Annotated in this window: 11 protein-coding genes and 3 tRNA genes; 2 read left to right on the forward strand and 12 right to left on the reverse strand. The window is 58.6% G+C overall.

From position 1 onward, the window contains the following. Positions 1–16 precede the first annotated feature (16 nt). From VCA57_RS07870 to VCA57_RS07880, 3 genes are read right to left on the reverse strand one after another with little or no spacing between them, the layout of a single operon-like run. Positions 17–886: a rhomboid family intramembrane serine protease gene (locus VCA57_RS07870; RefSeq protein ID WP_411184424.1), complete on the reverse strand. Its 870-nt coding sequence runs from the start codon at positions 884–886 to the stop codon at positions 17–19. Next, on the reverse strand, positions 883–1857 hold the full coding sequence (locus VCA57_RS07875; RefSeq protein ID WP_411184425.1) for a metallophosphoesterase: 975 nt from the start codon (positions 1855–1857) through the stop codon (positions 883–885). Before VCA57_RS07875 ends, VCA57_RS07870 begins: the two co-directional genes overlap by 4 nt. Further along, on the reverse strand, positions 1857–2744 hold the full coding sequence (locus VCA57_RS07880) for an NAD(+) kinase (protein WP_411184426.1): 888 nt from the start codon (positions 2742–2744) through the stop codon (positions 1857–1859). The genes VCA57_RS07875 and VCA57_RS07880 overlap by 1 nt, the downstream gene beginning before the upstream one ends. A 96-nt stretch (positions 2745–2840) precedes the next feature. On the opposite strand from VCA57_RS07880, the gene VCA57_RS07885 reads away from it, so the two are divergent. After that, positions 2841–3785 carry a DUF1853 family protein gene (locus VCA57_RS07885; RefSeq protein WP_411184427.1) on the forward strand — a complete coding sequence of 315 codons (945 nt, stop codon included), beginning with the start codon at positions 2841–2843 and terminating at the stop codon, positions 3783–3785. Positions 3786–3804: 19 nt separating this feature from the next. Here VCA57_RS07885 and VCA57_RS07890 read toward each other — a convergent pair whose 3' ends face one another. The 5 genes from VCA57_RS07890 to VCA57_RS07910 form a co-directional block, all read right to left on the reverse strand. Then, complete coding sequence (locus VCA57_RS07890) at positions 3805–4914, reverse strand: cyclic nucleotide-binding domain-containing protein (RefSeq protein ID WP_411184428.1); 1110 nt, start codon at positions 4912–4914, stop codon at positions 3805–3807. A gap of 27 nt (positions 4915–4941) precedes the next feature. After that, positions 4942–5850, reverse strand: coding sequence for a 1-aminocyclopropane-1-carboxylate deaminase/D-cysteine desulfhydrase (locus VCA57_RS07895; RefSeq protein WP_411184933.1), 909 nt, complete (start codon positions 5848–5850; stop codon positions 4942–4944). 41 nt (positions 5851–5891) lie between these two features. Then, the gene (locus tag VCA57_RS07900) at positions 5892–7265 is read right to left on the reverse strand and encodes a chromosome partitioning protein ParA (protein ID WP_411184429.1); all 1374 of its coding nucleotides are present in this window, start codon (positions 7263–7265) and stop codon (positions 5892–5894) included. Between the two features lie 264 nt (positions 7266–7529). Then, positions 7530–7961 carry a nuclear transport factor 2 family protein gene (locus tag VCA57_RS07905; RefSeq protein WP_411184430.1) on the reverse strand — a complete coding sequence of 144 codons (432 nt, stop codon included), beginning with the start codon at positions 7959–7961 and terminating at the stop codon, positions 7530–7532. 64 nt (positions 7962–8025) lie between these two features. After that, positions 8026–10059, reverse strand: a complete 2034-nt coding sequence (locus VCA57_RS07910) for an FAD-dependent oxidoreductase (RefSeq protein WP_411184431.1) — start codon at positions 10057–10059, stop codon at positions 8026–8028. Between the two features lie 229 nt (positions 10060–10288). Here VCA57_RS07910 and VCA57_RS07915 point away from each other — a divergent pair, with 229 nt between their 5' ends. After that, positions 10289–11329 (forward strand): AraC family transcriptional regulator, encoded by a 1041-nt coding sequence (locus VCA57_RS07915; RefSeq protein ID WP_411184433.1) that lies wholly within the window; start codon positions 10289–10291, stop codon positions 11327–11329. Between the two features lie 254 nt (positions 11330–11583). Here the strand turns inward: VCA57_RS07915 and VCA57_RS07920 are convergent. The 4 genes from VCA57_RS07920 to VCA57_RS07935 all read right to left on the reverse strand — a co-directional run bounded on the left by VCA57_RS07920 (position 11584) and on the right by VCA57_RS07935 (position 13724). After that, positions 11584–11660: transfer RNA gene (locus tag VCA57_RS07920), tRNA-Asp, on the reverse strand. 98 nt (positions 11661–11758) lie between these two features. Further along, positions 11759–11835, reverse strand: a tRNA-Asp gene (locus VCA57_RS07925). A gap of 33 nt (positions 11836–11868) precedes the next feature. Then, positions 11869–11944: transfer RNA gene (locus VCA57_RS07930), tRNA-Val, on the reverse strand. A gap of 568 nt (positions 11945–12512) precedes the next feature. Further along, entirely contained in the window at positions 12513–13724 is a 1212-nt protein-coding gene (locus tag VCA57_RS07935; protein WP_411184434.1) for an O-succinylhomoserine sulfhydrylase, read from the reverse strand. Positions 13725–13726 lie beyond the last annotated feature (2 nt).

Genomic DNA, 13726 nt, shown 5'->3' on the forward strand with positions numbered 1-13726 from the left:
CCAGCCTGTTGCACAACTAACTGCGCTGCTGACGCGCCAGCAACCCGCCGAGCAGCCCAGTTAGACAACCTGCCAACAGACCGCCTACGTGCGCGGCATTGGCAATCGCGCCGAACTGCAGCAATTCGAAGATGCCTGTCATGCAGATCAGCAGCCAGGCCAACATCATCACCAGCACACCGGGCGGCAAGCGATAGGCATTGTTCGGGGCCAGGCGCTGATAGATCCAGCAATGCCCGAGCAAGCCATACAGCACCCCAGACAGCCCGCCAAACAATGAAGGGCCGGCCCACCAGTACTGCGCAAAATTCGACGCCAGACTAAACAACAAACTCAACCCCAGCAGGCCGATAGCGCCCTGACGAAACTCGATACGCCGGCCAAGCTCCCAGTACCACAGGCTATTCATCGCCAGGTGCAGCCAACCGAAGTGAATCAACATGGGCATGACCAGCCGCCACCACTGGCCGCTGGCCAACGTGTTATTGAGGTTGGCGAAGTAGATGTAATCACCCTGCACGCGGTAGTCGATAAAGCTCAGCCAACTCACCGCTTCCAGGTTATCGCCAAGCAGCGTGATAGCGGCGGCGACAAAACATAGCAACAGAACCACCGCAGTCATGCGACTGGTGCGCAACTGCTGAATAAAGCCTGGCATGGCACTCGTCGCGATTGGCGGCGACTCAAGCGTTATCGCGGCATCGCCTTGCGGATAACGTGCATACAGCGTTCGCACCTGCTCGGCCAGTTGCTCATCAGGCACCCAGAGCACCTGCTCGCCTGCCTCTTCCGCCACGCGATGGGTCACCTGCAAGCGCTGTAGCAGGCCAATAAAACCACTCAGGTCGACCTGCGTGGATAGACGCATCGCCGCAACTGCTTTCATGGCCGAGCCTCCGGGCTATCGACATCGACCCAAACAAACTTGCTGGCATCCAGGCGTGCTTCCTGGTCGAGCCGATACGCCACCAGCTTGCCATTGAGCACCGCGCTGTAATCCAGGCACGCCAGGTTGTTGCGAATCGGCGCGGGCTTACCGCTGCGCCAGTAGTGGCCAACAAACAGCAGCGGTTGATCAGCGCGATATTTGAGTAATTCGGTCTTCTGCATTTCGCTGAGCGGCATCTGCGCCGCCAGCTCCGGCAGCGCATCGGGCTGGAAGACGATATCACCATAGGTTTGCGGATCTTCCTCCCAGAATTTGGTGCGAAAGTGCGCGCGGGTAAAGCCATCATCGCTGGTCAAGGTCATGCCGTGTGGCAAGCGCATGTCAGTGCCGCGCAGCAAACGATCAAATGCCGTATTGGCAAAGCTGCCGTGCACCGCAGAGGCCTGAAGGAAATGCTCATCGATACAGCCATCAGCAAACTGCGCACGCAGTGGCTCGATCAGACTTTCGTCCCAACAGGCATGCACCACCCGAAAACGCCCGGCATCGAGAAATAAGGGCAACTCATAAAACCAGTCGAGAAATTCCCGCCACTCAGCTGGGTAGGCCTCGAATTGCTCCAGGGTCTCCTTGATCAGCCGCGTATGCCGAGGCGTATGTTCGCGCACGAACTGCCGGCCACTGCCTGGCGCTGCCGGCGTACTCCAGGCCAAGGCATTGAACTCATGATTGCCCATGATGCATAGCGCCTGCCCGGCCACGACCATGTCGCGCACCAGATGCAACGCCTCACGGATACGCGGGCCACGGTCGACCAGATCACCGAGAAAAATCACCATACGCTGCGGATGACGCCATACCCCAGCCTGCTGGCGATAACCCAGGGTGCTGAGTAAGCGCTCCAGGGTTTTCGCACAACCGTGAATATCACCAATCAGATCGTAACCACGTGCGAGGTCGAGGTGCATCAATCGCCCCCTCCAAGCCGGCTGCCCCAACCCAGCTTATTGCGGCAGACTTCGTAGTAGTTGTGATCCAACGGATGAATCAAGCGAAGCTTTTGTGGACGCTTGGCCACAGTGATGGTGTCGCCGGGCGCGCAGGTGAAGTGATTTTGCCCGTCGCAGGAAACCAACGGATAAATCTGCAAGTCCTTGGACACGACAATTTTCAGCTCGCTGCTGGCATCCACCACAATCGGCCGACTGGACAATGTGTGCGGGTACATCGGCACGATAACAATGGCATCCAGTTTGGGATGCATGATCGGTCCACCCGCCGACAACGCATAAGCGGTAGAACCGGTTGGGGTCGCCACGATCAGGCCGTCGGCCTTCTGACTGCAAACAAACTGGCCATCGATATACAACTCAAACTCAATCATCCGGGTGGATTTACCCGGATGCAGCACCACGTCATTCAGCGCGTCGCCTTGGCCAATGGCTTCACCATGCCGTCGGACTTCCGCCTCAAGCAGAAAGCGGTTCTCGGTCAGGTAGTGCCCTTCGAGCACTTGCGCGACCTTTACCTCCAGCTCATCAGGGCGAATATCGGTGAGAAAGCCCAGGCTGCCACGGTTAATCCCCAGCACGGGCACCTTATGCCGCGCCAGTGCCCGTGCGGCACCCAGCATACTGCCGTCACCACCAACCACGATCACCAGGTCGCAGATTTCCCCGAGAATCTTCCGTGACGAGGTCTGTAGACCATGCCCCGGCAGCACTTCGGCGATGGTGTCTTCGAGAATCACATGCAGGTGACGAGCGAGCAGAAATTTCTTCAGCCGGCGAATAGTGTCGAGAACCTGGGTGCTGCCCAGCCGACCAATGATGCCGATATTACGAAATTGCTCCATGGTGCTCCCGCCAGGCTGTAAATCTAAGGTCCGGATTATGGGCGAAAGCCCATGCTAGCGGCAAACCGCTGACCGGCTCTGCGCTATGCTCGCTGCATGATGCCCTTTCACTCACTGACCGACTTACCCTCACAACTACGCGACCCCGCCGTACGTGACCTGGCCTGGGCGCTACTTTCACCCCCACTGCTGGCGCAAACGCCCTGGCCACAGCGCCACCCACTCAGCGCCAGTCGCTGGAGCCAACACCCCGGCGAACTGGCGGGCTGGCTGTTGAATCTGGATGCTGACAGCCAGGCGCTGACGCATTGGCTTAGCCAAAAGTCGGTCCGTCGCCTGGGCCTGTACTACGAACGCCTCTGGCAATTCGCCCTGCATGCGGCTCCCGACATTGAAGTGCTGGCAGCTAATCTTGCCATCCGCCAACAAGGCCACACGCTAGGCGAGCTGGACATGCTGCTGCGCGATGAGCAAGGCGTGCACCACTTGGAACTGGCCATCAAACTCTACCTAGGCCGGCAACATGCCGACGGTAAAGACCTGGCAGACTGGCTCGGTCCCGGCAGCCACGACCGCCTGGATATCAAACTGGCACACCTAGGCCAGCATCAACTGCCGCTTTCAACACGCCTGGAAGCGCAACAGGCGTTGGGCGAACGCAATATTGCCCAACCACAAGCCGCTCTATGGCTGGCTGGCTACCTGTTCTACCCGTGGCAGCAGCCATACAACGCGCCGCACGGCGGCGACCCCACGCACCTGCGTGGACACTGGCTACACCGTAAGGATTGGCCGAACTTTGCCGCCCACAACCCGGGCCATTGGCAACCGTTGGCACGCCAGGCTTGGCTGGCACCTGCGCGCATCGATGGGCAACAGTTGTGGCCGCATGAGCAGTTCAAACAATGGCTGGCAACATTGCCGAACGATGCCAACACCCAGTTGCTCGTGCACCTGATCGAAGGCCCGCAGGGTTGCTGGCAGGAAATGCAGCGGGTTTTTCTAGTGAATGATTGCTGGCCAACCCAACCTGGCGATTAGCCAGACAAGCCACTCGCGCTTATACGCTGCGCTCGGTGCGGCCACCCGAGCGGGCCAGGTAACCCGCCCCACTCTCACAGAGCAGCGCATCGCGCTGTAATGCCGGCAAAGCATCCACCCCGTCACGCAAGGCATAAGCGCTGTAACCCAGCTGTGACAGAAGAAACACCGCGCTGTCACTACGCTTGCCGCTGTCGCAGTAACACAGGTAGGTGCGCGCCTTGTCCAACAACCGGGCCTTCAGGCGCAGCAGCTGCAGTGGCATATGCAGTGATTGCAGCGCATGAGCGCGCTCATACTCGTCTTGCAAGCGCACATCCAACCACTGCGCGCCTGACGCCAGCAAACGGGACGCCTCACCCAGCGACACCTCATCGACCACCGGTGCTTTGAGCAACGCGAAGAAGTCCTGGCGATCCAGGCGCAACACCACACCATCCTCAAGCATGGTTACTGTGGCATTGCGCGGACTGTCGGCCAGCAACGCTTCCTCACCAAAGCACGCACCAATTTCCAGTTCGGCCAACACCTGCTTGGCACTGCCAGCACCGCGAATCACCTCGGCCCGGCCGCTTTTCAAGAAGTAGCAACTGTCGCCTGCTGCGCCTTCCAATAGAACGGTGCTGCCTGCGTCCAGCGCAATGCGCTGCAGACGCCCAAGCATCGCGCGAACATTTGACGGCGGCACTTTGGCGAATAGCGGATTTTCCAGAAGCCGCTCTAGCCACTCGACCTCATCATGGTTCTGCCCCAGCTCCAGCAACAGATCCTGATAGGCCAAGCGCCAGGTAAGCAGGCGATTGAGCGTCGCGGTATCCAGCGCCAGCACACTGACATCGGTCAGCGCCCGCGCCTCATGCAAACGCGGCAAACTCGGCGATAAGGGGTGGCAACTGGCTTCACTGCCGACCTGCAAACGCTGCTCTTGACCATCAATAGAGCGCAACAGCAACTCGCCGGCCAGCAGGTAGTAGGTCAACCGCGCCTGATCCCCTGGGCGAAACAACAACTGCCCCGCCAGCAACGGCTGTGGGACCAATTGCGTACGCAGCTCGCGCCATTGCTGCTCAGACAACACATTAAGCGGCGTCAGGCTGCGTAACTGTTCGGGGTTAAGGGGTTCGCTCATGGAATATCCAGGCTCCGCTGGTTGGGTTCAGTCTAGCTGTGTTACACCTGCGTGCTGCAATAACGCAGCAGCACGACCTTGCAGACCACCGGTATGCACAAACACCACGCGGCTGCCGCGAGCAAAGTAACCGGCCCGGACTTGCTGGCGCAACGCCATTAACGCCTTGGCGGTGTACAGCGGCTCAAGCGGCAAGGCAGTGGCAGCCTCTGTCATATGCATAAAGTCGAGCAACTGCGCATCCACTTTGGCAAAACCGCCACGGCTAGCTTCATGCAGGTGATAATCGCCAACCGGCATACCAGCAGCCTGCACAATCGCCTGCACCTGCTGCTCGACACCATGATCTGCAGGTACGGCCAGCGCCGCATAAACCGGATGCGCAGCCGCCTCGCCTAACATCAAGCCGGCCAGAGTGGTCCCCGTACCAGCAGCCAACCACCAGGCATCGTAATCGTTCCACCCCAGAGCCGGCAGTTGCTTGCGCACTTGCTGCACCAGGCTCATACAGCCCAACGCTCCCGGCAAGCCACCACCACCCTCAGGTACGTTATAAAACCCTGGATATTGCGCCTGCCATGGCAGCCAGAAATCCGCCTCATGCCGCGCTCGATAGCCCGCATAGCCCAGCCAATCCACGTGCATACCGAAAGCCTGCAGATCACGCACAGTCGGCGTCTGCTGCGGGTGACCGCGCAACAACCCAACCGTTTGGAAATTGAAACGCTTACCGGCAGCAGCCAGAGCATGCAGGTGATTGGAATGTGCACCACCCAGACTAATCACACCTGTCGCGCCACTGGCCTGAGCAGCAGCCAGGTGCTGAACAAGCTTGAACCACTTGTTGCCACTGATTAGCGGATCAAGCAGGTCTAATCGCAACACCGCCAATTCAACCCCGGCAGCGTCGGCCCAATCAAGCCGCAAGGCTTGCAAAGGAGCCACGGGAACCCAGTCAGGCAGGACAACAGGCAAATTCAACTGACGACAGTTCGTAAACGGCTACTAGCCTTGTGCCGCGAACAGCAGTTGGACTCAGCCAAAACAAAACGGCTAGGCGTATCAATCCGATCAATCGGAATGGCGCAGCGCTCGCCACTTGGCAGCAAGGCTTCGCAACTTGGCTGTTGATAGTGCGCGAGCCAGTGGCGGTACTGCTCTTCGCTGACAAAACATTTGGCGGCGGCATAGGCCAGCGGGTTGTCCTGGTAAACCGCGACGTCCTGCAACGGAATAGTCAGGTGACCAGCCCCCGGGTGATAAACCACAAAGACCACACCGAGCTTGGCCAAGCGCTCAAGAATCTGATCCCCCCCCTGACTGGCCAAATCGGCATAGGCGCTCTTGAGGCGATTGATCTCCTGACGCGCTTGAGCATCCTGCTCGCTGCGATAAGCCAGCTCAACATCACGAATAGCAATCTGCTCTTTGAATCCAGCAACCGCTGCAGCAATCTTGGCCTGCATCTCACCTTCAAATTGCGCACGCAGGCTGTCGCTTTCACTGCGACCATCGCGCTCCAGCGCACGCAACTGCTCGGTCATATCTTCACGGGCGGTTTGGAAGCTAGCCGCCTGCACCGCTAACTGGGCCTTTAGCGCCGCGTTGTGCTCTTCTTGCTGTCGCAAAGCTTGATGCAGACCATGGATCTGCGCCTGAAGGTTCTTGCTTTGCTCATCGCTGGTCAGCTTGAACTTAGCCAACTCATCCTCGTACTGCTGCGTCAGGCTAGTGATGCGCAAACGTTGTTGCTTGATCAACTGGGCGGCTTTCAGGCGCTGCTCTTGATCAAGCTTTTGATTGACCTTGGCCGCTTCGTCCTGGGCCGGATCAGACGCATACCACTTATCTTCAGAGGCCATTTGCAGGCGTTCGGGCGCAACCGCCTGGGCATGTTCATCCTCAACGAGTAAACCAAGGCTGTTGCGTTTGATCGCATCACGCAGCATTGCCAAGTCGTTATTGCCTGGGGTCAGACTGGGGTCCCAGAGATGCATCTGATGCCAGGAAACCGGGCACTGGCTGCGGCAAGCCAAGCGGATCGGCCCGCCTCCCAGATCAGGGCCACGCCCGGCACGCTCCGCCAGGTGCTGCAACGGGAGATTCCAGCCGGAGTCGGGCGCGCCCTTTTCATCGAAATCCAAATAGAAAAACACCAACGCCTTGATCAATAAGCGCGGGTTGATTGATACATAAGCCACGCGCATCTGTTGATCAGCAAACTCGGGCATATTCACAACGCCATCGAGCAAGGCCTCGAACTCCGTGAAGAACATTTGCTTGCAGATAGCACCGCGCTCGCTGAAGAACAACACGGCCTCGACCATCTGCGGCTTGTTCTGCATGCTCATTGGTTTTCCTCTAGACCGAAACAGGATGGTCCGCTCAGCGTGCGACAGACCCGACGTATGCTGCGCAAAAACTGGCGCACATAGCAAGACCGTCAAAATCATGACGAACCTTAACAAACACCAGTTGCTGGTGCTCCATCCTTGTTCGGACAAGTCTAGGGGAATAAGCCAACCCAGCAATGTGACTGGGTTGGCAGTCACCCTGGCAACACGCCACGAAAACCGGCTAACAGGGTGAAACTGTGATGGGCTTGGTGCAACGCCTCAGCGCTTGGCCGCAGCCAGAAAAGGTGCCAACCGCTGGCCCATTTCCTCCCCCAGCGCTTGCAGGCCACTCATGGGGCGAATCATCACCTCGAACTCGACGATCTTGCCGGACTCATCAAAGCGGATCATGTCGATGCCCTTGAGCTCGCGCTCGTTCACCTTGGCGCTGAACTCCAACACCACATTAAGGCCATCGGCACTGATCAGTTCGCGGTGGTAGGCAAAATCGACAAACACCTTGCTCACCGTATTCAGAATCAGCGAAACCATGGGCGCCCCCGCATACGGCTTATAAGCCATCGGTGAGCGAAACACCGCCTGCGGATGCAGCAACTCGGGCAACGCACTGAGGTCGTTCTTTTGCATCAGGCTATGCCACTGCGCCAGTGTCGCAGCGGCTTCTGTCTGTAACTGAGGATTATCGGACACGGGCTTCTCCTTATTGTTTTAGGCCACATAAAAAACGCCCCGCACTGGGCGGGGCATTACCTGCTTACAGCTCGGCGGCGAGGCGCGAGCCCTGGTTGATCGCGCGTTTTGCGTCCAACTCGCTGGCCACATCGGCACCACCAATCAGGTGCACAATCTGCCCGGCGCTTTCCAGCCCTTCCTGTAGCTCACGCAGCGGGTCTTGCCCGGCACAGACGATCACCGTATCCACCGGCAATACCTGCGGCTCGCCGCCAGCGATGCTGATATGCAGGCCGGCGTCGTCGACCTTGAGGTACTCGACCGAGTTGAGCATCTGTACATTCTTGTTCTTCAGCCCGGTACGGTGGATCCAGCCGGTGGTTTTGCCCAGACCATCACCGACTTTGGATTTCTTGCGCTGCAACAGGAACACCTCACGCGCCGCCGGATGTGGGTGGGCCTGAATACCCGCCACGCCGCCGCGCGCTTCCAGTGCACCGTCGATCCCCCACTCTTTCCAGAACTCATCGCGATTGAGACTGGTCGATTCACCCTGATGCGTAATGAACTCGGAGACGTCGAAACCGATACCGCCCGCGCCGATCACCGCGACTTTCTGGCCGACCGGCTTGCGCTCAAGGATGGCATCCAGGTAGCTGACCACCTTGACATGTTCGATACCCGGGATGGCCGGGGTGCGCGGCGCAATACCGGTGGCCAGGATGATTTCGTCATAGCCGCCCTTGGCCAGTTCGCCGGCCGACACACGGGTGTTCAGGCGCAGCTCGACGCCAGTGGTTTCCAGCTTGCGTTTGAAGTAACGCAGGGTTTCAACGAACTCTTCCTTGCCCGGCACGCGCTTGGCCACGTTGAACTGGCCGCCGATTTCGCTGGCCGAATCAAACAGGGTCACGCTGTGGCCACGCTCGGCAGCCACGGTGGCCGCGGACAAGCCCGCCGGACCGGCACCGACCACGGCAATCTTCTTCACGGCAGTGGTTGGAATGTAGTTCAGCTCGGTTTCATGACAGGCGCGCGGGTTGACCAGGCAACTGGTCAGTTTGCCGCCGAAGGTGTGATCCAGGCAGGCCTGGTTGCAACCGATGCAGGTGTTGATTTCGTCGGCGCGGCCTTCTGCTGCCTTGTTTACGAAGTCCGGATCGGCGAGGAACGGGCGGGCCATGGAGACCATGTCGGCGTCGCCTTCGGCCAATACCTGCTCGGCCACTTCCGGTGTGTTGATACGGTTGGTGGTGATCAGCGGAATGCTCACCTCGCCGCGCAGCTTGGCGGTGACTTTGGTGAACGCAGCGCGCGGCACCTTGGTGGCGATGGTCGGGATACGCGCTTCATGCCAGCCGATACCCGTGTTGATAATGGTCGCACCGGCCTTCTCGATGGCCTTGGCCAGCAGGACGATCTCGTCCCAGGTGCTGCCGCCTTCAACCAAGTCGAGCATCGACAGGCGATAGATGATGATGAAATTCGGGCCAACAGCCTCACGCACACGGCGGACGATTTCCACCGGCAGGCGCATGCGGTTCTCGTAGCTGCCACCCCAACTGTCGGTACGGTGGTTGGTATGGGCGGCGAGGAACTGGTTAATGAAATAGCCTTCCGAACCCATAATCTCAACGCCGTCGTACTCGGCCTGCTGGGCCAGCACGGAGCAGTTGATAAAGTCCTGGATCTGCTTCTCGATGCCTTCCTCGTCCAGCTCTTTCGGCTTGAACGGATTGATCGGCGCCTGAATCGCGCTCGGCGCGACCGATTTAGGGCTGTAGGCATAGCGACCCGCGTGGAGAATCTGCATGCAGATCTTGCCGTCCGCTGCGTGCACGGCGCGGGTAACGATCTTGTGCTTTTCCGCCTCTTCCGGGGAGGTCAGCTTGGCTGCGCCGGAATACACGCCACCTTCATCGTTCGGGCCAATACCACCGGTCACCATCAAGCCAACGCCACCACGGGCGCGCTCGGCGAAATAGGCCGCCATGCGCTCGAAACCATTGGGCTTTTCTTCCAACCCGGTGTGCATCGAGCCCATCAGGGTGCGGTTCTTCAGCGTGGTGAAGCCCAGATCGAGCGGGGCCAGCAGATTGGGGTACAGAGCAGTCATGGATATCTCCACATCGGGTGTTGGCTTTCACGGATGCCGCAACCTCTTAACGGGTCGCGGTCGAGTATGGTCTAGACGATAATCAGCCGCGCCGAACAGCTCAATGACCTAAAGTAACAACCTAATGATCAAAAAGAGCAGCGAGTCTTGGCAAAGCCCAAGTACCTGCCTACCCTGACACCCTATCTAAATGCCCAAAACTGAATGAGCGCAGAGGGATAACGTTGCAATGCTGAAAAGCACGCGGGTCAAACTCGGTGATCTATCAGTCGGCTTTGTCGACAGCCTGGCCGATGCCATGCGCGATTGCGCCCAGGATCCACAACCGCTGCTCGACAGTTACGGCCTGGATGCCGCACGCCTGGCCGAACCCCGTGCGCGACTGTCGATCCCGCGTTATATGCGCCTAGGGCATGCCGCTATCCAGCAATGCGACGAGCCGGGGCTGGGCCTGCTGATGGGGCAAACCAGCCGCCTAAGCCAACTTGGTCTGGCCGGTGTCACTGCTATGCAGGCACCGACGGTGCGGGAAGCGGCGCGCGCATTGATTCGTTTCGAACCGCTGTATGCCAGTAATTACCGCGGCCAATCCAGCCTGCACGAAGACAATCGGGGCACCTGGCTGCGCTTCTATTCCATCAGCCCGTACAACGCCTATAACCGCTTCGTCGTCGATTCGGTGCTGGCAAGCTGGACGCAACAACTCAGCAAGCTGGCGCAACAAGCATTACCTGTAGAGAAGGTGCAGATAGAGTTTCCCGCGCCTGATTATTGCGCGCAGTATGCCGAGCTATTTGCCTGCCCGGTGGAATTTGCCAGTGAACACAACCAGCTGCGCCTGAATCAGCAGAGCCTAAACCTGCGTAACCCGGAGCACTGCCCGAGCACCTGGCGGCACCTGCTGGAAATCTGTGAGCGGGAACTGACGCAACTGACTCGCACGCGCAACCTGCGTGAGCGAATCACTCAGCTGCTCGGCCCACTGCTGCATGGCCGCGAACCGGATCTGGCAGAAGTGGCTGCGCGCCTGCAGCTACCGACCTGGACCCTGCGGCGCAAGCTGGCCGAAGAAGGTACGCAATTTCGCAGCATCCTCAACGACACCCGTCGCGACCTGGCCATGGCCTATATCCGCGACACCGAACTGGCATTCGGCGAAATCGCCTACCTACTCGGTTTTGCCTCTGCCGAGGCGTTCCAGCGCGCGTTCAAACGCTGGAACCAGCAAACCCCCGGCGAGTACCGCCGCGAGCAACGTCGCGCGCTGTAGCTGCTCTGGCAACGCTCAAAGCTCAGTAGCATCTTCTTCAAGCTCTGGCACGTCTAAATCAGTGGCACGAGCATCCAGCAGTTCTTCTTGATAATCATCCATTCCCCATTCCTCTTATTCGACAAGTCAGCTAATGCTCAATGCATTAACAAAGAACATGCCAATCAGGCTAAAGAAGACAAATGAACACAAGATGACAGAATGTCGCGCGCAATAAAAAACCCTCAGGTATCGCTACCTGAGGGCTTCATATATGGCGCAGCGGACGGGACTCGAACCCGCGACCCCCGGCGTGACAGGCCGGTATTCTAACCGACTGAACTACCGCTGCGTGTCGGTGGACTTACGTCCGTACAACTCTTGCTTCATCTGATGAATCAGCCTTTAGGCTTTTCCATCTCAACCTGAAGGATCTCAGGCTGGAAAATATGGCGCAGCGGACGGGACTCGAACCCGCGACCCCCGGCGTGACAGGCCGGTATTCTAACCGACTGAACTACCGCTGCGCGTCGGTGGACTTTCGTCCGGTTTCACAAGAGTGGTGGGTGATGACGGGATCGAACCGCCGACCCGCTGCTTGTAAGGCAGCTGCTCTCCCAGCTGAGCTAATCACCCGCTGCTTGTGAGGCGCGAAATTTACGCAAGGGCCGCACCTAAGTCAATACCCTGCTTCAAGTTTTTCTAAAATAAGTGAAAAAACGCTACTCGCAGCAAGCGCCACCATAAAAGCCACGCACCAATATGCAGCGGCCCGAATTAGCACGAAGGTATCCGTCAAACCAGCCAAACGACTACCCCGCTTACACCAGACACCAACGAGCTACACGGCCAACTCATTCAGCCTCGTGAAACTGCAAATAACTCCGCCCGCATCAATAAACTGTGATCCTTAGCGATAAGCCAACAAGTCACCGACAGAGCCGCCAGGAACCAAGTAGCGATGGCCCACACCCGAGCACCAACAAATGCTGATCAAGAGCACTGGCTTGCTGTGAAGAACTCACGATAGCGCGTAACAAGCAGCCCCATAAGCGGCGATGAGCCGGCCAAACCCGGCCCCGACTTACCCGCAGTATCACTATCGCGGTAATACCCGACCTACTAGCCAATAGAACCGCAGCATAGAACCAAAAAAGCCCCGGGATTAACCGAGGCTTTTTACTTCAGGCCACGACCTACTGATTCAGAGTGCAGCTAGACCGCGAGCGAGATCCGCCTGCAGATCCGCCAAGTCTTCCAAGCCGACTGCTACACGAATCAAGTTGTCATGAATACCAGCACTGGCACGCTCAGCTGGCGTCAAACGGCCATGGGACGTGGTTGCAGGATGAGCGATGGTGGTTTTGGTATCACCGAGGTTGGTGGTGATCGAGATCACGCGCGTGGCGTCGATAAAGCGCCAGGCAGCCTCTTTACCACCCGCTACCTCAAAACTCACCACCGCACCAAAGGCACTCTGCTGACGCTTGGCCAGCTCATGCTGCGGATGGCTAGGTAAACCCGCGTAGTAAACGTGCTCGATGCCTGGCTGTTGCTGCAACCACTGCGCCAATTGCAGCGCGCTGGCGCAATGCGCTTGCATGCGAATACGCAGGGTTTCCAGCCCCTTGAGGAAGATCCAGGCATTGAACGGGCTCAGCGTCGGCCCAGCGGTACGCAAAAAGCCCACCACCTCTTTCATCAACTCAGCCTTGCCCGCCACCACGCCGCCCATACTGCGACCCTGGCCGTCGATGTATTTGGTCGCAGAGTGCATCACCACGTCAGCACCGAGCTTGATCGGCTGCTGCAATGCAGGGGTACAGAAACAGTTGTCCACCGCCAGCAGTGCGCCTTTGCTGTGGGCGATCTCCGCCAGAGCCGCAATATCCACCAACTCAGCCAGCGGATTAGATGGCGACTCGACAAACAACAGCTTGGTGTTGGGCTTGAATGCAGCAGCCCAGCCATTAAGATCAGCCAACGGCACGTAGTCGACCTGAACGCCAAAACGCTTGAGGTATTTTTCAAACAGACTGATGGTCGAACCAAATACGCTGCGCGACACCAGCACGTGATCCCCAGCGCTGCACAAGCTCATAACGATGGCCAGAATCGCGGACATACCGGATGAAGTAGCAACTGCCTGCTCAGCACCCTCCAGAGCAGCAAGGCGCTCTTCAAAAGCCCGCACAGTCGGGTTGGTGTAGCGCGAATAAACGTTACCCGGCACTTCACCAGCAAAGCGCGCTGCCGCATCGGCAGCCGTACGAAACACATAGCTGGACGTCGGATAGATCGCCTCACTGTGCTCGCCTTCCGGCGAGCGATGCTGACCCGCACGTACCGCTAAGGTATCGAAGCCCACCCCGTCGAGATCGCTGTCCAGACGCCCGGCTTGCCATTCACTCGTCATTG

The organism is Pseudomonas sp., from assembly GCF_046581935.1.
Classification (GTDB): domain Bacteria; phylum Pseudomonadota; class Gammaproteobacteria; order Pseudomonadales; family Pseudomonadaceae; genus Aquipseudomonas.